Below are 18,297 nucleotides of genomic sequence, written 5' to 3'. Positions count from 1 at the left end.
TCAATCATCTAAAGGACGGACACCGATTGGCAGTCTCTTGAACCGGTAAAGTCCAGCCGTTTCACAGAGTACAGAGTGATAGCGCAATATTACATAAGGCACATTTCACGTCTTTTGTCTTGCCACGTGGGATCAGAATACAGACACAAGGCAGCGGGCATGCCCCCGTCGGGGGGGGACATGCCCGCTGCTTGGTTATTCAGCTATATATGACGAAGAAACCCAGGCGTGCAGGCACCAACATGGGCGGGGAATTTGGTTGACGGCAATTCCAACGTACTCCCGAATTCGCCCCTTTAACCCGTGCGATTAGCGCATTTGCGCATACCCTATTACCCCCAAAAACGGACCGTCAGACGACGTGTTGCGCTAAGAAAGGGTCCCCCGGAGGGCAGCGCTGATCTTGGCTCTTGTCGAAGCATCCGGCGGAACCGAAATACGGTTCTCCCGGGCGGCCCGGTCTGCCACCATCCTTTGGAAAATCACCCTCCCCAAGCCGGCAATAACAGCGGCAAGGACCACGGGCAAAACCATCGATTTAGCGTTCTCGGCCATGCCGCAATCCTAATGACCCAAACCACGGCGGGCCAGAGGCGCCGTCGGAGACTGCCCAGAGCCGCCGTCGGCCGCTGAAAACGTTCGACGACGGCGGCCCGCCGCCGCGAATTGGCGCGTACCTTTTGGCTGGTTGCCGCCTCTTCACCGATCTCCCACAAGTAGGGCATGGAGCGATTTGGCCGGTAGAATGGGCATGCAAGCTCGCGGAGCGCCCCTCATTCGGTAAACACTGCTGTTAAGACACTGTTGCCAAGCACTGTCTGGATGGATTTTCGGCGTGAGACGGCACCACTCCGCGGCAGCCTTTTAACGAAGGTTTAACCAACGCTCACGCACAGGAGTTACCGGATGCCCCGGATCGTCGTCGACGTCATGCCCAAGCCCGAGATTCTGGACCCGCAGGGGAAGGCCATCGTGGGCGCACTGCCCCGCCTCGGCTTCACCAGCTTTAGCGCAGTCCGCCAGGGCAAGCGCTTCGAACTGACCGTCGACGGCGAGGTGACCGACGCTATCCTCGCCCAGGCCCGCGAGGCCGCCGAGACCCTGCTGTCCAACCCGGTGATCGAAGACGTCGTCAACGTCGAGGTCGTCGAGGCCTGACATGACTGAACTTCCTTTGATCGGCGGAGCCCCTGTGGCCGTCGACGCTGATGGTGCTCGCGTACTCGCCGGGGCCAAAATCGGCGTCGTCACCTTCCCCGGCACCCTTGATGACCGCGACGCCGCCCGTGCCGTCCGCCTGGCAGGCGGCACCGCCGTCGCGCTCTGGCATGGAGACACCGAGCTTGCCGACGTGGATGCCGTCGTTATTCCGGGCGGTTTCTCCTACGGCGACTACCTGCGCGCCGGCGCGATTTCGCGCTTCGCTCCGCTGATGTCGAAGATCATCGATGCTGCCAACAGCGACGCCAAGCTGCCCGTGTTGGGTATTTGCAACGGTTTCCAGATCCTGACCGAGTCGCACCTGCTCCCGGGCTCCATGATCAAGAACGACCACCTGAAGTTCTTGTGCCGCGACCAAGTGCTGCGCGTGGAGAACAACACCACCTTGTGGACCTCGGACTACAAGGCCGGCGAGGAAATCACGGTTCCGCTCAAGAACCAGGATGGCCAGTACATCGCGGACGACAAGACCCTGGACGCCCTTGAGGCCGAGGGCCGCGTCGTGTTCCGCTACGTCGGCTGGAACCCGAACGGTTCACGCCGCGACATCGCCGGCATCAGCAACGCCGCCGGCAACGTGGTGGGCCTCATGCCGCACCCGGAGCACGCGGTGGAGCCCGGCTTCGGCCCGGAGTCCAATGCCGGTACGGATGGCTTGGGCTTCTTCACCTCCGTCCTGAACAAGATCGTGGGAGGCGCACAGTGACTACCTCAGCTGAAACCGTCGGCAAGAAGTTCAACATCGACACGGTCGAGAACGCGGCCAAGACCCCGGACACCGAGCTCCCCTGGGCCGAACTCGGCCTCAAGCAGAACGAGTTCGACGAGGTGGTCAAGGTCCTGGGCCGCCGCCCCACCGGCGCCGAGCTCGCCATGTACTCCGTCATGTGGAGCGAGCACTGCTCGTACAAGTCCTCGAAGAACCACCTGCGCCAGTTCGGCGAAAAGGTGACCGAGGAGATGAAGAAGGACATGCTGGTGGGCATCGGCGAAAACGCCGGCGTCACCAACTTGGGCGACGGCTGGGCCGTGACGTTCAAGATCGAGTCGCACAACTCGCCGTCGTTCGTGGAGCCCTACCAGGGTGCCGCAACCGGCATCGGCGGCATTGTCCGCGACATCATCTCCATGGGCGCCCGCCCGGTGGCCGTGATGGATCCGCTGCGTTTCGGCGCCATCGACCACCCGGACACGGCCCGCGTCATGCACGGTGCTGTCGCCGGCATTGGTGGCTACGGCAACTCGCTCGGCCTGCCGAACATCGGCGGCGAAATGGTCTTCGACTCGGTGTACCAGGGCAACCCGTTGGTCAACGCGCTGGCAGTCGGCGTCATGCGCCACGAAGACATCCGTTTGGCCAACGCCTCCGGCAAGGGCAACAAGGTTGTCCTGTTCGGTGCGCGCACCGGTGGCGACGGCATTGGCGGCGCCTCGGTGCTGGCCTCGGAATCCTTCGACGACACCAAGCCGTCGAAGCGCCCCGCCGTCCAGGTAGGCGACCCGTTCGCCGAGAAGGTACTCATCGAGTGCTGCCTGGAGCTGTTCAAGGGTTCGCTGGTTGAGGGCATCCAGGACCTCGGCGCGGCTGGCATCTCCTGCGCCACGTCCGAGCTCGCTTCCAACGGCGACGGCGGCATGCAGGTTGAGCTGACCTCGGTCTTGCTGCGCGACCCCACGCTGACCCCGGGCGAAATCCTGATGTCCGAGTCCCAGGAACGCATGATGGCCGTTGTCACGCCGGAGAACGTCGCCGCTTTTGAAGCTGTGATGGACAAGTGGGCCGTGGAGTACTCCTGGCTGGGCGAAGTGACCGATACCGGCCGCCTCATCATCACGTGGGAAGGCGAAGTCATTGTCGACGTCGACCCGCGCACTGTTGCCCATGACGGTCCGGTATACGACCGCCCGTACGCCCGTCCCTCATGGCAGGACTCCGTGCAGGCTGATACCTTCACGGGTTCGGTGCAGGACGCCGGCCGTCCTTCCACCTCCGGGGAACTGGCCGCCGCCGTCACCGAGCTCATTGCTTCGCCAAACATGTGCAGCAAGGCCTGGATCACCAAGCAGTACGACCGCTACGTCGGTGGCAACACCGCCATGGCCTTCCCCGACGACGCCGGAGTGGTCCGCGTGGACGAGGAAACCGGCCTCGGCGTTGCCCTGGCCACCGATGCCAACGGTCGCTACACCTACCTCGATCCGTACCACGGCGCACAGCTCGCCTTGGCAGAGGCGTACCGCAATGTCGCCACCTCCGGCGCCGTGCCGATGGCTGTCAGCGACTGCCTGAACTTCGGTTCCCCCGAGGACCCCGACGTCATGTGGCAGCTGGCCGAGTCCATTCGTGGCCTGTCCGACGCCTGCATGGAGTTGGGCGTCCCGGTCACCGGCGGCAACGTCTCGCTGTACAACCAGACCGGCACTGTCCCGATCCACCCCTCCCCCGTGGTGGCCGTGTTGGGCAAGCTCGACGACGTCGCGCGCCGCACCCCGTCCGGCTGGAAGGAAGACGGCCAGGCCATCTACCTGCTTGGTACGACGGCCGCGGAGCTGGATGGTTCAGAGTGGTCCAACCTCCGCGGACACCTCGGCGGGCTGCCGCCAAAGGTCGATCTGTCCGTTGAACGCCAGCTGGGCCAGATCCTCATCAACGCTTCACGCGACGGCATGATCGACGCCGCGCACGATCTCTCGGAGGGCGGCCTCGCCGCAGCCCTGGTGGAGTCCTCGCTGCGCTACGGCGTCGGCGCCCGGATTGCACTGGCGGAACTTCTGGAGCGCGACGGCGTTGACCTGTTCACGGCGCTGTTCTCGGAGTCCCAGGGCCGGGCCATCGTGTCGGTTCCGCGCTCGGAGGAAGTCCGCTTCAAGGACATGTGCACCGCCCGCGGCTTCGCCCACCTCCGGATCGGCGTTGTTGACGCCGCCGGTGGCAAGCTGGAGATCAACGGCGTTGACGAGCTGTCCCTGGACGCTCTCAGCGAAGCCCACGAGGCCACCCTGCCGAAGTACTTCGGCTAGGGTTCCCGCGGACAGAGCAACGCGGGGTCACTTACAGCCCATAAATCCCCTGGGGATGGGCTCTAAGTGACCCCGCGTTGCGTTAATCCTCGCTGTGGAGGTCCCGACGTCGGGCGCTCAGCAGCTCCAGTTCGGGGCGGGCGGCGACAAAGCGTTCGACGGCGTCGAGCACCTCCACCAGGTGCGCCCGGTCTGCGGCTACGGCGGCTGCGCCGATGAGGGCCCGGCGATGCTGGTCCAGGGTTCCCGGTTTCCGCGGCGGAGACTTCGAAGCGCCGTTTGAGCTCGGCGACGAGTGGACGGACGAGGGAGCGTTTCTCCTTCAGGCTGTATACCTCGCCGAGGAGGATATCGAACTCAATCCACGCGATCCACATGTGCCCATCGTATCCAGCAGTCGCGCGCACCCTCCCGCTTCTGAGCCCGCGGTGGCAAGATGAGGACAAACCAAAGGAGTTCCATGGGCGCAGACGATCACACGAATAAGGCCGGCAATGCAGTATCCCGGGGCGCCGATTCGGTGGGAGATGCGGTAGACGATGCAAGGGATTCACGCACCGTCCGGGTAGTGGCGCGGGCCGGCTGGGTCGCCTTAGGGCTGATACACCTCCTGATCGGGTTCATCGCCTTGGGGATCGCGCTGGGCACATCCGGCCAAGCCGACGAAAGCGGTGCCGTGGCCCAGTTGGCAGCAACCCCTGGCGGGGTGGTCCTTTTGTGGGCCGGACTCCTGGCCTGCAGCGCCCTCGCCCTCTACATGGCGAGCGACGCCGTCATGGGTTGGAGCGGTGGCAGTTCCAAGCCCTGGATGAATCGGCTCAAGGCAGCCGGGCAGGCGATCGTCTTCGCTGTGGTCGCGGTGACCTTCGGCGGCTTTGCCTTCAGCCGTCCAAGCAGCAGCAGCGATAAATCCCGCTCGACCAGTGCAGATCTCATGTCCAGCACTCCCGGAACCGTCCTCCTGGTGATCATCGGGGTGGCGCTACTGGCAGCCGCCGGCACATATGTCTTCATGGGGATCACACGCAAGTACGAAAAGAACCTGAGGGGAAAACCGTCGGGAGCCTTGGGAGATGCGTTTACGGTGCTGGGCGTGGTGGGCTATTGCGCCAAAGGGGTGGCGCTCGGCGCCGTCGGCCTGCTCATCCTGATCGCCACAGCGTCGCACGACCCCTCCCAACAAGGCGGCCTCGACTCGGCGCTCAAGGCGTTCCTGAAACAGCCCTTTGGCGGATGGGTGCTGGGGTTCGTCAGCCTCGGACTCATGGCCTACGGCATTTACTCTTTGTTCCGCTCCCGTTACCAGCGCCTCTGACGGGGGCTCAGTTCCGACGGCTCAGTTCCGGGGGCTCAGGTCCGGGGGCTCAGAAACGTCCGACGGCGGTCCCCACCGAAAGTGAGAACCGCCGTCGGGCGCTGACATTTTGGGTTAATTTAGCTTGGCCGTGCTACTTGGACGTGCCCTGCGACACCGAACCCTGAAGCTGGCGCTGGAAGATGATGTACACGATCAGCACCGGCACCACGGTGACCGTGACTGCCGCAAAGAGTGCGCCGAAGTCCACGGCGTAGCCCATCTGGCCAGCGAATGCAGCGAGCCCCTGGGACAGTACGCGCGGCCCGGCTGCGTTGATCGCCACGGGAATCAGGAACTGGTTCCACAACCCCAGGAAGTTGAAGATGGCTACGGACGCGAGTCCGGGCTTGGCCATCGGCAGCATGACCTGGAAAAACGTCCGCCACTCTCCCGCACCATCCAGCGAAGCCGCCTCGGTGATTTCGTGCGGAAGCGATTTGAAGAAGGAGAACAGGAAGAACACCGTGAAGGGAAGCGCAAAGCCGACGTAGGTGACTATCAGGCCCGGCAAGGTGTTCAGCAGTCCGATGTTCTTCAGGACGAAGAACAGCGGGACCATGGCCAAGAAGATCGGGAAGGTTAGTCCGGCCAGCATCAGATAGTAAATGGCTTTGCTGCCAAAGAAGACATAGCGCGCCAGAACATAGGCGCACATGGCTCCGAGGATCATGACTATCACCAAGGCGGACCCCACCACGATCACGGAGTTCAGGAAGTAGTTTCCGATTCCGGCTTCGCTCCACGCCCGGGAGTAGTTGTCGAAACGCCACACCGAGGGCAGGGCAAACGGCGAGGCGAAGATCTCGCTGGATGTCTTGAAGGAGGACATAAACGTCCACAACAGGGGCAGGATCACGATGAGCGACCAGATGCTCAAGGCCGTGTGCGAAACGGCGCCCACCACCTTGTCTCCGGTGGTAGTGGCCGGTTTGCGCGGGTTGAAGTGCAACGACTTCATTTCCTGGCTGGCAATTTTGGTTGTCATCAGAGGGACACATCCTTGTCGCCGCCGGTGAGCCTGTTGACCAGGAACACAAGGCCGGAGAAGATCAGGGTTGCTATAGCAAGCACCACGCCCATGGCGCTGGCCAGGCCGAACTGGCCCTTGGTAAAGGCAGTGAAGAAGAGCTGCTGGGACATCACCAGGGTGGAGTTGTCCGGACCGCCGCCGGAGTTCAAGGCGGCCATGTAGACGAACGCGTCGAGGGCCAGGATTCCCATGTAGATGTAGGCGGTCTGGATGTTGTCCCGGATCAGCGGGATGGTGATGGAGACGGCAGTACGGAACCGCCCCGCCCCGTCAATCCTGGCGGCCTCGAAGAGCTCTGCCGGGATACCCTTGATCCCCGCCACGAAGAGCACCATATAGAAACCGATGAAGCCCCACACAATGACGAACATGGTGGCAATCATGGCCGTGCTCTTGTCCCCGAGCCAGGCGAAGGACTTGAAGTGATCCAGGCCCAGGGAGGTGAGAATGCCGTTCAGCAGGCCTCCCGAAGGATCGTAGATTTGGCCCCACATGATGCCGATGGCAATAGCAGGAATCGTGTAGGGGAAGAACGAGACCACTCTGTAGAAGCTGGAATTGCGCAAACCCTTGATTTGGCCCCTGCTGCTGCCGCCCACGGTCACCAAGGTTGCGAGTACAAGGCTGAGGAGGATGGTAATGATGGGCAGGAAGATGACCAGCAAGATGTTGTTCCCCATGGCCTTCATGAAGATGTCATCCGAGAAGAGTTTCTGGTAATTCTGCAGCCCCGTGAAGTTCTGGGTGGGAGAGAAGCCTGTCCAGTCCGTCATGGAGTAATAGAACGCTTGGACAAATGGCCAAATCACGAACAGGAGGTAGATCGCCAATGGAAGGCCAAGGAAGACAACGAAGAAACTGACCTTATCGAACGTCAGGGGCTTGCGCCGCCTCTTATAGACGGGTGGTGCGGCGTCCGGAACGACGACGGCGGAAGTGCCGTCGCCGACCCGGAGTGTTTTTGCTTTCACTGAAGTCACTTCACTTCAATCTTCTTGACCGAGCTGTCGTTGCGGACCTTATCGGTGATTTTCTGTAGGTCCGACGTCAAGGTGGCGACATCGGACTTTCCGTCGAGGAACGTGTTCCACACAACCAGTTGGTCCTTATTGGTGCCATAGAGGTCGATGAAGTTCCAGGTGTAGATGTTGTCGCCCGCATCGCTGAGGAGCTTGGTCTGGGAGACAAGCGCGGTGGACCCGAAGCCATCTGCGGGAACGGTGTCCTTCACGATGGTGGGGGCCAGCTTGGTCTTGGCGAAGTTGGTGGCAGCATCCTTGGACAGCATGACGCGGAGCAGTTCCTTGCCGCCCGGCACGTTCTTGCCCTGCGAAGGAACCACGAAAGGCTCGCCTGCTGCGCTGTGGAGTGCCGTGTACGGCATCTTGGAGCCCGTGGTCACGGACGGAACGGGGGCTCCGGTCATCTTGAAGCCGGACTTCGTCTGGTCCTTCATCTCGTTCTCGATCCACGAACCGGACGGGTAGAACACAGCTTCCTGGGCGTTGCTCCACTGTGCCTGTGCCGCGGTGAACTGAGTGCCCGAACCGCCCGGCTTGAAGTGGCCGGCCTTGACGATCTTGTTCAGGGCACTGAAGACGCTCTGAAGTGCCGGGTGGGACCAGCAATCTGCCTTCAGGTTTTCAAGGCCCAGCCGAACGTCGTTTCCACCTTCCTTGATTGCGGAGGCGATCGCCATTTCCTGGTAATAGGTGGCAGCTTCCTTACCCCACACGAAGAGGTACTTACCCTTGGCCTTGGCCTGCTCGCCGAGCGCGTACATCTCGTCCCAGGTTTTGGGAACTGTCCAGCCGTTGTCCTTGAGGAAAGAATCCGAGTACCACATGGCGTAAACCGTCAGGACGTAGTTCAGGGCCGCCAGTTTGCCGTCGAACGTACCCGGAGCCAGGACGCCGCCATAGAGGGTGTCCTTGATGACCTTGCCTTCGAGGTTCTTAGCATTGACCACACTGTTGAGGTCTTCAAGCTGGGCCAGGATGGTGCTGAAGCCGATCGCCTTGGCACCGGAGTTGTCGATCAGGTCCGGTGGGTTGCCGCCAACGAATCGCGGCTGGAGTTCCTGCGCTATGTCCGTCGAGGGGGAAATCTTGGCGGTGGACCCCGAATGCGCGGTTTCGAAGGCCTTGCCCGCGAAGTCGACGTAGTCGATTCCGTAGCCACCCTTGAAAATGACCGCATCAACGGTGGACTTATCAGCCATGCCGAACGGGTTGGAATCGGAAACGGCTCCGGTGGCGCCCGTGGTGGTGCTGCCGCCGCCGGCTGCACAGGATGCCACCGCGCCGGCCATCGGCACAAGCACGGCTGCGGCGAGCGCGCCACGGAGAAAACCGCGACGTGCAAAGGACTGCTGCTGAACGTTCATCCTAAAACCCTCCAGAGACTCGTAGTACCGATCCCGACGGCGCCTCGGCCGGCAGTCGATCGGTCCGGGCACCGCCGCTACGACGCGCCCTTCGTGTGACATACTTCACCACGAGTGATTGAAAAGCAATATTTGAGGGCAGTTTCAATCAACTTTTGTCAAAACGTGATCTCTAAACTTTGCCGTTCCGGAGGTATCTCTTGAGTGGTTTAGCCCTGTAAATGCAAGGAATTTGCGCATTTGGCAATCGCTTCGCGAGCCCATTGCCGCTGCTGCTCGGTTCCTACCCGTTCGGCCCACTGTTCAGCGAGCTGGAACTCCACCATCGCCTCGGTGCGGCGGCCGCCGTCGTACATTGCCCAACCGAGGTTGTTATGCAGCGAAACCATCCACCGTTTGGTGCGGGGATCCTCGACCGTGGAGGCGTACTCAAGGGCACTCCGCGTCCACGATTCCTGGTGGGCGGAGTCCGCGATAGCAAGCATGTGAAGTGCGTCGACGGCGAGGAAATCCTCGCCCAGGAGGTCCCCCAACTCTGCCGCCTGCTCAAAAAGGGGAACCGCCATGGCCGGGTGACCCGCGGAGTTGAGCAAGCGTCCGCGCTCCAGGAGGACCCGCACCGCCAGGGTCGGTTCCTCCTCGGCGTCGATCCCGTCCAGAAGCGCATCGGCTTCCTCGAAGCGGCCTTGCAGACCAATGGCACGGCCGAGTTGGGTTGCGAACTCGGCCTTTTCGAAAGCATCGTAGGCGGGATCGGTCATGGCTTCGCGGAAACGGGCTTCCGACAGCGAGGGGTCTTCGAATACCCACAGGTCATCAAGGGTTTTTTGTTCCAGCATCTGGCTCCTCCTGATTGAGTCGGTGGAAGGTGCGGTCCACTCACAATCTAGCCGAAGCAGCGGGCCGGGCCCGCGTGTCAGTCCTGGCCGGCCGTCAGCCCGGGCCCGCGTGTCAGTCCTGGCCGGCCGTCAGCCCGGGCCCGCGTGTCAGTCCGGGCCCGCGTGTCAGTCCGGGCCCGCGTGTCAGTCCTGGCCGGCCGTCAGCCTTTGGCGAGGCGCGCCCAGCCCAACTGTTCCTGCTGCTTGCGGGTCAGCGATGAAACCACCAGATCATAGGAGTCCTCCACCATGTCCCGGACCATGGCATCAGGCAGCGCCCCATCCAAACGGACGCCGTTCCAGTGCGTCTTGTTCATGTGCCATGCGCCGTTGATTTCCGGGTGGGCCGCCCTCAGTTGCTCGGCCAAGGCGGGATCGCATTTGAGGCTCACGTACCAGTTGTCAGGATCCATGGCCGATGCGGCGAACATTTTTCCCGCTGAAGTCCCGCTGGCTCTTACTTTGAAGACCGAGGTCTCCGGCCCGAAGGGGAAATCTTCGTACGTACCCGGGAATCCCAGGCAAATGTCGCGGAGTCGGGAGGCGTCCATGATCCGAGCCTAGCGGAGCGCGGCCCGCGATATTCACCGTCCTACGGCGATTTCGCCGGCGCGTACGCTGGTGAATCCGCGGCAAGACGGTGCGCAAGCATCACGCAACGCCGAGGAAGTCCTCAAGGAGCACCACTTCCAGGCCAGCGGCCACCTGTGCCGAGCGGAATGCCTCGAAATCCGCTGCGAATTCGGGACGGAAGTGCATCAGCACGATGTCGCCGGGCCGCAGCGAATTGCCGTACTGGTAGTCCATGCGCCCCGCATTTGCCTTGGCTTCCCAAGTAACCACCGCCTTCAGGCCGGCGGCAGCAACGGCTTGCCGCATGGCGGTGGAATAGGCACCTCCGGGAGGCCTGAACAGCGTAGGCTTGCGGCCATATTGCTGGACGGCGAACTCCTGCATACCCGTGATCTCGTCAAGCTGCCGCTGGTAGCCCCACTGGGTGGTCATGTTGACGTTGTGGCTGATTGTGTGGTTTTCGACCAAGCTTCCCTGCGCCATGAACGCCTTGAAGAATGAAGGGTTGTCGCGGACAGTGTTTGCCGTCAGGAAGAGCGTGGCCGGGTAGTCGTTCTCCGCCAAAAGACGGACGCTTTCCGGGGATTTGACCACCCCATCGTCAATCGTCAAGAACACCACCGGATGCTTGGTGGGGATCTTGGTGATCACGGGAGCCAATCCGCCTTGAATGGGCGGCAGCGCAAAGTCCGGGACAAACGAGCGTCGGACCCGCTTCGAAACTCCCGGCGTTGGCGTGGGGCTCGTCGAGCTTGCGGATCCCGACGACGACGGCGTGGGGGCCGCACTGGAGGGGGCCGCCGTCGGGCTTTCCGCCGAAGGATTTCCGGGAACCGCGCATGCCCCCAGCCCAGCCACGAGGGATGCCCCGAGGAATCCGAGCGCAGTGCGTCGGCTGGTGGTAGAGGGGTGATGCTCGCACATGGGGGTTCCTGCGTCTCAAGCGGGTGGTTGCCCCGGAAACATACCAGCAGACGGTTAACAGAAAGCGACACGGGCCGAACTTGTCGCGCGTTGTGCGGTGGCGCTAGATGCCGCTAGTTGCCGCCCCGCCAGCCCACCTGGGCCGGGCAAGCGTTCATGACCACGTCCAGACCGGCCGCTTTGGCCCGATCCGCCGCGTCCTCATCAATCACCCCGAGCTGGAGCCACACGGCTTTCGCCCCGACCGCAATCGCTTCGTCCACCACTGCACCCACGCGCGAAGAGTTCACAAAGCAGTCGACGACGTCGATGGGCTGCTTCTCGAAAGGCACGTCGGCAAGGAACTTGTAGCCGGTTTCGCCGTGGACGTCTTCGCCCTTTTGGTTGATCGGGATGATCTCCATGCCCATGGTGTCGCGAACGTAGAGGGCAACTTCGAAGGCGGAGCGCCACTCATTCGTGCTCAGTCCCACGATTGCCCAACGGCCCTTTGTTCGCATAAGCCGGTCGATGACTGCCGGATCGTTGACGTGTGTCATATCCCAAGCCTACTACCGTGGTTTCGTTGGCTTCGTGGCCGAATTACTGACGTGCGTTGGTCAGACTGCAGCGGCCAGGGACTCAGCGGTCCAGAACTCAGCGGTCCAGTCCGAGGAGCCAGCGCAGCGACGAACCTGGGGACTGTGTTCCCAAGCCGTTCTTGCCGTCCTGGGGTGCCTGATGCAGCCCATCCTCGATTTCCTTGCCCGGCAATTTCGGCACGGTGTCCGTTGTTTGCTTGAGCGTGCCTTGGGAATCCGTTTTAGGTTCCGCGCCCGCAGGCTTCGTCGCCCGGGGCTGTCCCGCAGCGCCATTCTTTGTTGAATCCTTCGCCTCTTTGGATTCCACGGGCGACGGCGCCCCCTCGACCGCGGAAGGGTCGGCCGCAGGGGGTGCGGCAGGGGGTACTGCTTTTTCGGGGGGAGCGGGAATGGCAGGCACTGGTTCAACAGCGGGAGCCGGCGGGGCTACAGGCGCCGGGCTGGTTGTGACCTTCGGGGAGTCTTGCCTGGGAGCGGAGGTACCAGCGACGGCGGTGCAGTGGTCCACCCCGGCGCCCAACCGGAGATCAGCACCTGCATGAAATCGGGAGTTCCCTTGCTAAATCCGGCGGTCGAGGCCGCAACTCCGCCAACGCCCAGTCCCATGGCGGTCAGGACGGCAGCACCGATCACAGCAGGGCGGTGCCTGCGCGACTGGCGCCGCTTGCTGAGCTCGTCGAGGGGAAGTGCGCGGTCGCCAATGACGGTGCCGACTGCTGCGGCTCCGGCTCCCGCTCCGGCTCCGGCTGCGACGGTGATTGAGCCGGACCCGGCGACTGTGGTCGCGCCCGGGCCAGCCAGCATCGCGGCGAGTGCCGCACTAGGAACGGGGGCGGGCATCGAGGCGAACGACTCCAGCGCTTTCAAGGAGTCCGCGAGTTCGGGAACGTCCGTCATGCCAGCGTCCAGCATGAGCTCGTGGATGATCGCGTCGCGGTCAGTGTCCTTGCAATCCCAACGGGTCATGGCGCTACGTATTCCTTTACTACCGAATGCTCGCGGAGTGAATTCAATGCCCGGCGCTGCAGCTGCTTGACCGCGCCTTGGCTTTTCCCCATGATTTCGGCTACCTGGTCAACCGTCAGACCGGCAACGATCCGAAGTGACAGGACTTCCCGCTGATCTTCCCGAAGAAGGTCCAGCAGGGCCAGGACTTCCTGTGGAGCCACGTGCTCCATCGCCTCGGCCTCTGCCGAAATCGATTGGCGCGTGTCACGCTCAGGTTCAAACTCGTGTTGCTCGGGCGTCCTGCTTTGCCGGCGATGGTCATCCACCATCCGGGCGTGGGCCACCGAAAATACAAATGTCCGCAGACCGCTGACTCCGCCCGTGATCGTCCCGATACGTGGAAGGACCGCGAGGAAGACGTCTTGGGTGACTGCTTCCGGATCCGAGACGCCCTTTGCGCTCAGGTAGCCGAGCACCTGGCCAGCGAAGGCTTGGTACACAGCACTGAACAGCTCAGGTTCCCGGCCCTGAAGGGCGCGCAAAGCTGCATCGGTCAAGGCGTCGGTCACAGAAGCGTGGCTTTCGTTGGGGAACACATGTCCGGATTTAAGCGAGATCCTCGTTGCCGCCGAAACGCCGCACGGCCGGACAACCTCACCTAGCTTAACCGTTGCTCCCATGAAGCCAAAGGACTGGCCTTCAACCCCAGAGGCGAGCCTCGCCCGGACTTTATACATCCACGAAACCCTTCAGACATGAAAAGGGCCGAGCTGAAACCTGATGGGGGACAAGTTTCAGCTCGGCCTTTCAAAGACGTAATCGCTGGGGCGCACGAAAGGGTTACACGGATTCCAAAAGTTTTTTCCGACGCCGTTTTCGGCTTGGAAGCAAGGGAAAGACGTCGGCGGGCCGCCCCGAAAAGGGGCGACCCGCCGTCGTCGTGGTCTTACGGAGCTTAGTCTTCGATGAGGTCGTGAACCACGATCGTCTGGTCCCGGTCCGGGCCGACGCCGATCGCGGAGAAGCGGGTGCCGGAGAGCTTCTCGAGGGCCAGCACGTATCTGCGGGCGTTCTCGGGGAGGTCTTCCAGGGTCTTGGCGCCGGTGATGTCCTCGGTCCAGCCATCGAAGTACTCGAAGATCGGGACTGCGTGGTGGAACTCGGTCTGGGTCATGGGCATTTCATCGTGGCGGACGCCGTCGACGTCGTAAGCAACGCAGACCGGGATCTGCTCGATGCCGGTGAGCACGTCCAGCTTGGTGACGAAGTAGTCCGTAAAGCCATTGACGCGCGATGCGTGGCGGGCCAGGACGGCGTCGTACCAACCGCAACGGCGCGGGCGGCCGGTGTTCACGCCGAACTCGCCACCGGTCTTCTGCAGGTACATGCCCATCTCGTCGAAGAGCTCCGTGGGGAACGGACCGGCGCCAACGCGGGTGGTGTAGGCCTTGATGATGCCGATGGAGCGTGAGATGCGGGTCGGTCCGATGCCTGAGCCAACGGACGCGCCGCCGGCGGTCGGGTTGGACGATGTCACGAACGGGTAGGTGCCGTGGTCGACGTCCAGGAACGTCGCCTGGCCACCCTCCATAAGGACCACTTTGCCCTCGTCCAGCGCGTTGTTGAGGACAAGTGTGCTGTCGATGACGAGCGGACGCAGGCGCTCGGCGAAGGACAGGAAGTACTCCACGATCTCATCAGCAACCACGTTGCGCCGGTTGTAGACCTTGACAAGAAGCTCGTTCTTCTGGCGCAGCGAGCCTTCCACCTTCTGGCGGAGGATCGATTCGTCGAAGACGTCCTGGACGCGGATGCCCAAGCGGGCCACCTTGTCCATGTAGGCCGGGCCAATACCCCGGCCAGTGGTGCCAATGGCACGGCTCCCGAGGAAGCGCTCCGTCACCTTGTCCAGCACCTGGTGGTACGGAGCCACGAGGTGGGCGTTGGCCGAGACGCGCAAACGGGACGTATCCGCGCCGCGGGCTTCGAGGCCATCGATCTCCTGGAACAGCGCCTCGAGGTTCACCACGCAGCCGTTGCCGATGATCGGAATCGCGTTGGGGCTCAGAATGCCGGCAGGAAGGAGCTTGAGCTCATACTTCTCACCACCGACGACGACGGTGTGCCCGGCGTTGTTGCCGCCGTTGGGCTTGACCACGTAGTCAACGCGGCCACCGAGCAGGTCGGTTGCTTTGCCTTTGCCTTCGTCGCCCCACTGGGCTCCGACGATCACGATAGCGGGCATGGGATCCTCCCCCATTCTTTCGGGCCGGTCCTGGCGGGATCACCAGGGCTCAGCGCCGTACATGAGAACGCCCCGAATCTTTCGGCCCTGCCCGCAGACTTTCGCAAAAGTCCACCGGCGGGATCCGCAAGAGTTCCGGGGCTCTTACCAGCCAAGTTTAGCCGATACGTCCCTCGGCCCCCATGTCACATGGCCAACGAAGACATAAGAACGGAAGCGGCCGTCAGAAAAGTCCGTATTAGCGGCACGTGAACTCTTACCAAACAGTCCGCCGCGAACATCAAAATCGCTGGTTAGACCTCAGGGCGCGGGGCTACATTTTTTGTGCCTCCTATAACGCATCCAACCCCAGACAGCCGCAATATTGGCCGGGCGTTGCCCGTGATTCTGAAGGGAATTCCATGAAAATTCGAAACAAGCGCTTGCTGTTGGCCAGCGGGGCGACAGCCCTTGCGGCTTCAACGATAGCCGCCGGCATGATCGGGTTCGGCACCGCGCCGGCCTTGGCCAATGACGACCACCAAGGAACCGCGACGCCCATCAAGCACGTCGTCGTGATTTTCGGCGAGAACGTCTCCTTCGACCACTACTTCGCGACATATCCGCAGGCAGCCAACATCGCCGGCGAAACCCAGCAAGGCACCGGCGCAGCGGCTTCGACGTTCACAGCGGCCAAGAACACCCCGAAGAATATCGCCACGCTCGCCAACGACAAGCTTCTGGCACCGAACAACCCCAACTCGGTCCAACCCCAGCGGCTGACCCCCGGTCAGGCCATCACGTGCGACCAGAACCACGAGTACCCGGCCGAGCAGAAGGCCTACAACGGCGGCCTCATGAATAAGTTCGTCGAGAACACCAGCAAGGACACCTGCCCGGGCCAGTACTCGCGTCCCGGTCTCACCATGGACTACTACGACGGCAACACGGTGACGGGTATCTGGAACTACGCCCAGAACTACGCCATGAGCGACTCCCACTTCAGCACTGGTTTCGGCCCGTCCAGCCCCGGCGCACTCAACCTCGTGTCTGGCCAGACCCATGGTGTCTCTGAGTTCACCGCTGCCGGGCAGCCCGTCAAGCCCACCACCAGCGACTACACGGTCAAGTTCCCTAACGCCAACGGCGTGGGCACCATGACGGAAGACCCGGATCCGGTCTACGACGACTGCTCCAACGCGAGCCACGCCAGCAATTACAATCTCGCAGGCATGCAGGGCAAGAACATCGGCGACCTGCTCAACAGCAAGGGCGTTAGCTGGGGCTGGTTCCAGGGCGGCTTCGCCCCGACCACGCCAGCCACGGCCACCACTCCGGCGGCCTGCATGGCCTCCCACACCAACGTCGCAGGCGCCAAAGTGACGGATTACAACCCGCACCACCAGCCTTTCCAGTACTACCAGTCAACGTCCAACCCGCACCACCTTGCTCCGGCTAGCGTTGCCGAAATCGGCCACAACGGCCAGGCCAACCACCAGTACGACACCACCGACTTCGCCAAGGTGGTCAACTCGGACAACATGCCTGCCGTCTCCTTCCTGAAGGCCGGAAACTACCAGGATGGCCACGCTGGCTACTCCGATCCGCTGGACGAGCAGAAGTTCATCACGCAGCAGGTCAACGCCATCCAGAACTCCAAGAACTGGGAAAACACCGCCGTCGTCCTCGCCTACGATGACTCGGACGGTTGGTATGACCACGTTGCCGCTGCAGTCAAGAACTCCTCCAACACCACGGACGACGCCGCATGGTGCCTTAACGCCTACAACAAGGGTGTGCCGATGGCCGGAGGCTACGCGGACCGTTGCGGTCCGGGCCCCCGCCAGCCGCTCGTGGTGATCTCGCCCTTCGCCAAGAAGAACTTCGTGGACCACACCCAGACGGACCAGTCATCCATCCTGCGCTTCATCGAGGACAACTGGCACACCGGCCAGATCGGCGACTCGTCGGCCGACGCCAAGGCCGGCTCCATCAACGCGATGTTCAACTTCGGGAACCAGCGGGACACAAAGCTCATCCTGAATGAAGCGAATGGCTCGGTGGTTTCCCGTAGCAAGGAAAACGACGAGCAAAACGGGAACAACAACCAGCAATAGCGGTTGTTCCTCGGCGGCACCGTCTCGAGCGATCGAGACGGTGCCGCTTGCGTTAACGGCTTACGCGGCCGCGAAGAGTTCCGCTCCCGGGCCGCCGTCGTCGAGAGACCCACCACAGAAGCCCCGATTCACCCCACAGCCCGTCGCCGTTCCGGTACAGTTAACCAGCCCCCAACACTGCACCCGACCTGACCGGCAGCGGCCTATCGCTCCCGGTTGGAGAAGTGCGCCTCGCTACACGTAGGAGACCCAAGCCCATATGCAAGACCTGGCGACTGAATCACTCGAAGAGCAACTCTGGAACCGACGTTTCGAACCCCACATCGCCGAGGTCACGGGGCTTTGCGATTCCCTCAAGGTACAGAAGCCGGGCAGCGAAGTCCTCTACGTGGATCCCGTCCACAGCGTTGAAGAGTGCCGTATCATCAGCCTCTTCTCCAACACCCGCGCCACGGAGGGCTCGGGCTTCATTGCTCCGGGCGACTCGGATGCCAGCACGCGCATGATTGGTATGCAGTGGCAGCTGGGCCTTCGGCCGGAACTGATGATGCCGTGGAATGTGTACCCGTGGATCGAACCCGACGGCGAGCCGGGCAAGCTGACTCCCGCCAACATCACCGAAGGCCTCAAGCCCCTCCTGCGCCTGCTGGCGATCGCGCCGCGCACCTCTGCACTCGTGGCCCACGGCAATGAAGCCCACCGCCTCGCAGACCAGCTCATGAAGGCCGCCCCGCAGAGTATCCACCGCCGCGGCTTCAAGACCTTCAAGGTCCGTTCCCTCGGTGGTCGCTCCTTCGCCGGCTCCCCCGCCCGCCAGCAGGAGTACCTTGACGTCATCCATGGCGCCTACGCCGAGGCGATGGCCCGGACCGGCCTCACGCCCGTCTCCTAGGAGTTTGTGTACAGCTCGTGTCCCTTAACATCCGGTTTAAGGGACACGAGCTGTACACAAACTCGCCAGGCATTAACGCCCGACGGCGGCCGCCCACCTTTTGGTGAGCGGCCGCCGTCGTCGTCTAATTGAGTCTTTTGAGAAG

General features: G+C 62.5%; 19 protein-coding genes and 1 pseudogene. 7 read left to right on the top strand and 13 right to left on the bottom strand.

The features are described 5' to 3' along the window. Positions 1 to 369 precede the first annotated feature (369 nt). Complete coding sequence (locus ACF0H6_RS14815; protein ID WP_395250355.1) at positions 370 to 555, bottom strand: hypothetical protein; 186 nt, start codon at positions 553 to 555, stop codon at positions 370 to 372. Positions 556 to 906: 351 nt separating this feature from the next. On the opposite strand from ACF0H6_RS14815, the gene purS reads away from it, so the two are divergent. From purS to purL, 3 genes are read left to right on the top strand one after another with little or no spacing between them, the layout of a single operon-like run. Next, positions 907 to 1,158: a phosphoribosylformylglycinamidine synthase subunit PurS gene (gene purS, locus ACF0H6_RS14810; RefSeq protein WP_028265707.1), complete on the top strand. Its 252-nt coding sequence runs from the start codon at positions 907 to 909 to the stop codon at positions 1,156 to 1,158. A gap of 1 nt (position 1,159) precedes the next feature. Beyond that, the gene (gene purQ, locus ACF0H6_RS14805; RefSeq protein WP_395250354.1) at positions 1,160 to 1,927 is read left to right on the top strand and encodes a phosphoribosylformylglycinamidine synthase subunit PurQ; all 768 of its coding nucleotides are present in this window, start codon (positions 1,160 to 1,162) and stop codon (positions 1,925 to 1,927) included. Next, positions 1,924 to 4,242: a phosphoribosylformylglycinamidine synthase subunit PurL gene (purL, locus tag ACF0H6_RS14800; protein WP_395250353.1), complete on the top strand. Its 2,319-nt coding sequence runs from the start codon at positions 1,924 to 1,926 to the stop codon at positions 4,240 to 4,242. Before purQ ends, purL begins: the two co-directional genes overlap by 4 nt. 82 nt (positions 4,243 to 4,324) lie before the next feature. Here purL and ACF0H6_RS14795 read toward each other — a convergent pair. Beyond that, positions 4,325 to 4,619, bottom strand: a pseudogene (locus tag ACF0H6_RS14795) (DUF503 domain-containing protein). Between the two features lie 83 nt (positions 4,620 to 4,702). Between ACF0H6_RS14795 and ACF0H6_RS14790 the strand changes: the two are divergent. Continuing rightward, positions 4,703 to 5,557 (top strand): DUF1206 domain-containing protein, encoded by an 855-nt coding sequence (locus ACF0H6_RS14790; protein ID WP_395250352.1) that lies wholly within the window; start codon positions 4,703 to 4,705, stop codon positions 5,555 to 5,557. Positions 5,558 to 5,690: 133 nt separating this feature from the next. Here the strand turns inward: ACF0H6_RS14790 and ACF0H6_RS14785 are convergent, their stop codons facing one another. The 6 genes from ACF0H6_RS14785 to ACF0H6_RS14760 form a co-directional block, all read right to left on the bottom strand. Continuing rightward, positions 5,691 to 6,584 (bottom strand): carbohydrate ABC transporter permease, encoded by an 894-nt coding sequence (locus ACF0H6_RS14785; protein WP_395250351.1) that lies wholly within the window; start codon positions 6,582 to 6,584, stop codon positions 5,691 to 5,693. Then, positions 6,584 to 7,609, bottom strand: a complete 1,026-nt coding sequence (locus tag ACF0H6_RS14780) for a carbohydrate ABC transporter permease (protein ID WP_395250350.1) — start codon at positions 7,607 to 7,609, stop codon at positions 6,584 to 6,586. Before ACF0H6_RS14780 ends, ACF0H6_RS14785 begins: the two co-directional genes overlap by 1 nt. Continuing rightward, the gene (gene ngcE, locus ACF0H6_RS14775; protein ID WP_395250349.1) at positions 7,606 to 9,015 is read right to left on the bottom strand and encodes an N-acetylglucosamine/diacetylchitobiose ABC transporter substrate-binding protein; all 1,410 of its coding nucleotides are present in this window, start codon (positions 9,013 to 9,015) and stop codon (positions 7,606 to 7,608) included. The genes ACF0H6_RS14780 and ngcE overlap by 4 nt, the downstream gene beginning before the upstream one ends. A gap of 209 nt (positions 9,016 to 9,224) precedes the next feature. After that, a complete protein-coding gene (locus ACF0H6_RS14770; RefSeq protein ID WP_395250348.1) occupies positions 9,225 to 9,854 on the bottom strand; it encodes a hypothetical protein in 630 nt (209 codons plus the stop codon). 200 nt (positions 9,855 to 10,054) lie between these two features. After that, positions 10,055 to 10,444 carry an MmcQ/YjbR family DNA-binding protein gene (locus tag ACF0H6_RS14765; RefSeq protein ID WP_395250347.1) on the bottom strand — a complete coding sequence of 130 codons (390 nt, stop codon included), beginning with the start codon at positions 10,442 to 10,444 and terminating at the stop codon, positions 10,055 to 10,057. Positions 10,445 to 10,544: 100 nt separating this feature from the next. Continuing rightward, positions 10,545 to 11,117: a polysaccharide deacetylase family protein gene (locus ACF0H6_RS14760; protein WP_395250346.1), complete on the bottom strand. Its 573-nt coding sequence runs from the start codon at positions 11,115 to 11,117 to the stop codon at positions 10,545 to 10,547. A 19-nt stretch (positions 11,118 to 11,136) separates the two neighbouring features. On the opposite strand from ACF0H6_RS14760, the gene ACF0H6_RS14755 reads away from it, so the two are divergent. Next, positions 11,137 to 11,379 carry a hypothetical protein gene (locus tag ACF0H6_RS14755; RefSeq protein WP_395250345.1) on the top strand — a complete coding sequence of 81 codons (243 nt, stop codon included), beginning with the start codon at positions 11,137 to 11,139 and terminating at the stop codon, positions 11,377 to 11,379. A 124-nt stretch (positions 11,380 to 11,503) separates the two neighbouring features. Here the strand turns inward: ACF0H6_RS14755 and ACF0H6_RS14750 are convergent, their stop codons facing one another. The 5 genes from ACF0H6_RS14750 to ACF0H6_RS14730 form a co-directional block, all read right to left on the bottom strand. After that, a complete protein-coding gene (locus tag ACF0H6_RS14750; RefSeq protein WP_395250344.1) occupies positions 11,504 to 11,929 on the bottom strand; it encodes a CoA-binding protein in 426 nt (141 codons plus the stop codon). A 97-nt stretch (positions 11,930 to 12,026) separates the two neighbouring features. Beyond that, the gene (locus ACF0H6_RS14745) at positions 12,027 to 12,278 is read right to left on the bottom strand and encodes a hypothetical protein (RefSeq protein WP_395250343.1); all 252 of its coding nucleotides are present in this window, start codon (positions 12,276 to 12,278) and stop codon (positions 12,027 to 12,029) included. Positions 12,279 to 12,397: 119 nt separating this feature from the next. Then, positions 12,398 to 12,937 carry a hypothetical protein gene (locus ACF0H6_RS14740; protein WP_395250342.1) on the bottom strand — a complete coding sequence of 180 codons (540 nt, stop codon included), beginning with the start codon at positions 12,935 to 12,937 and terminating at the stop codon, positions 12,398 to 12,400. After that, entirely contained in the window at positions 12,934 to 13,488 is a 555-nt protein-coding gene (locus ACF0H6_RS14735) for an RNA polymerase sigma factor (protein ID WP_395251321.1), read from the bottom strand. The genes ACF0H6_RS14740 and ACF0H6_RS14735 overlap by 4 nt, the downstream gene beginning before the upstream one ends. Before the next feature lie 386 nt (positions 13,489 to 13,874). Further along, positions 13,875 to 15,164, bottom strand: coding sequence for an adenylosuccinate synthase (locus tag ACF0H6_RS14730; protein ID WP_395250341.1), 1,290 nt, complete (start codon positions 15,162 to 15,164; stop codon positions 13,875 to 13,877). Between the two features lie 401 nt (positions 15,165 to 15,565). On the opposite strand from ACF0H6_RS14730, the gene ACF0H6_RS14725 reads away from it, so the two are divergent. Both ACF0H6_RS14725 and ACF0H6_RS14720 read left to right on the top strand, forming a co-directional pair. Beyond that, positions 15,566 to 17,260, top strand: a complete 1,695-nt coding sequence (locus tag ACF0H6_RS14725; RefSeq protein ID WP_395250340.1) for a phospholipase C — start codon at positions 15,566 to 15,568, stop codon at positions 17,258 to 17,260. A gap of 259 nt (positions 17,261 to 17,519) precedes the next feature. Further along, complete coding sequence (locus ACF0H6_RS14720; protein ID WP_395250339.1) at positions 17,520 to 18,152, top strand: uracil-DNA glycosylase; 633 nt, start codon at positions 17,520 to 17,522, stop codon at positions 18,150 to 18,152. The last annotated feature ends 145 nt before the right edge of the window (positions 18,153 to 18,297 follow it).

It is taken from the genome of Arthrobacter sp. NA-172, from assembly GCF_043952055.1.
In the GTDB taxonomy this organism is placed as follows: domain Bacteria; phylum Actinomycetota; class Actinomycetes; order Actinomycetales; family Micrococcaceae; genus Arthrobacter.
This window is presented reverse-complemented; position numbering and strand designations above follow the sequence as displayed.

What these genes read in the sequence shown, in the direction of transcription:
- ACF0H6_RS14815 (WP_395250355.1), bottom strand. Translation starts at nt 555, where the DNA reads ATGGCCGAGAACGCTAAATCGATGGTTTTGCCCGTGGTCCTTGCCGCT.
- purS (WP_028265707.1), top strand. Translation starts at nt 907, where the DNA reads ATGCCCCGGATCGTCGTCGACGTCATGCCCAAGCCCGAGATTCTGGAC.
- purQ (WP_395250354.1), top strand. Translation starts at nt 1,160, where the DNA reads ATGACTGAACTTCCTTTGATCGGCGGAGCCCCTGTGGCCGTCGACGCT.
- ACF0H6_RS14790 (WP_395250352.1), top strand. Translation starts at nt 4,703, where the DNA reads ATGGGCGCAGACGATCACACGAATAAGGCCGGCAATGCAGTATCCCGG.
- ACF0H6_RS14785 (WP_395250351.1), bottom strand. Translation starts at nt 6,584, where the DNA reads ATGACAACCAAAATTGCCAGCCAGGAAATGAAGTCGTTGCACTTCAAC.
- ngcE (WP_395250349.1), bottom strand. Translation starts at nt 9,015, where the DNA reads ATGAACGTTCAGCAGCAGTCCTTTGCACGTCGCGGTTTTCTCCGTGGC.
- ACF0H6_RS14770 (WP_395250348.1), bottom strand. Translation starts at nt 9,854, where the DNA reads ATGCTGGAACAAAAAACCCTTGATGACCTGTGGGTATTCGAAGACCCC.
- ACF0H6_RS14765 (WP_395250347.1), bottom strand. Translation starts at nt 10,444, where the DNA reads ATGGACGCCTCCCGACTCCGCGACATTTGCCTGGGATTCCCGGGTACG.
- ACF0H6_RS14755 (WP_395250345.1), top strand. Translation starts at nt 11,137, where the DNA reads ATGGGCGGCAGCGCAAAGTCCGGGACAAACGAGCGTCGGACCCGCTTC.
- ACF0H6_RS14750 (WP_395250344.1), bottom strand. Translation starts at nt 11,929, where the DNA reads ATGACACACGTCAACGATCCGGCAGTCATCGACCGGCTTATGCGAACA.
- ACF0H6_RS14740 (WP_395250342.1), bottom strand. Translation starts at nt 12,937, where the DNA reads ATGACCCGTTGGGATTGCAAGGACACTGACCGCGACGCGATCATCCAC.
- ACF0H6_RS14730 (WP_395250341.1), bottom strand. Translation starts at nt 15,164, where the DNA reads ATGCCCGCTATCGTGATCGTCGGAGCCCAGTGGGGCGACGAAGGCAAA.
- ACF0H6_RS14725 (WP_395250340.1), top strand. Translation starts at nt 15,566, where the DNA reads ATGAAAATTCGAAACAAGCGCTTGCTGTTGGCCAGCGGGGCGACAGCC.
- ACF0H6_RS14720 (WP_395250339.1), top strand. Translation starts at nt 17,520, where the DNA reads ATGCAAGACCTGGCGACTGAATCACTCGAAGAGCAACTCTGGAACCGA.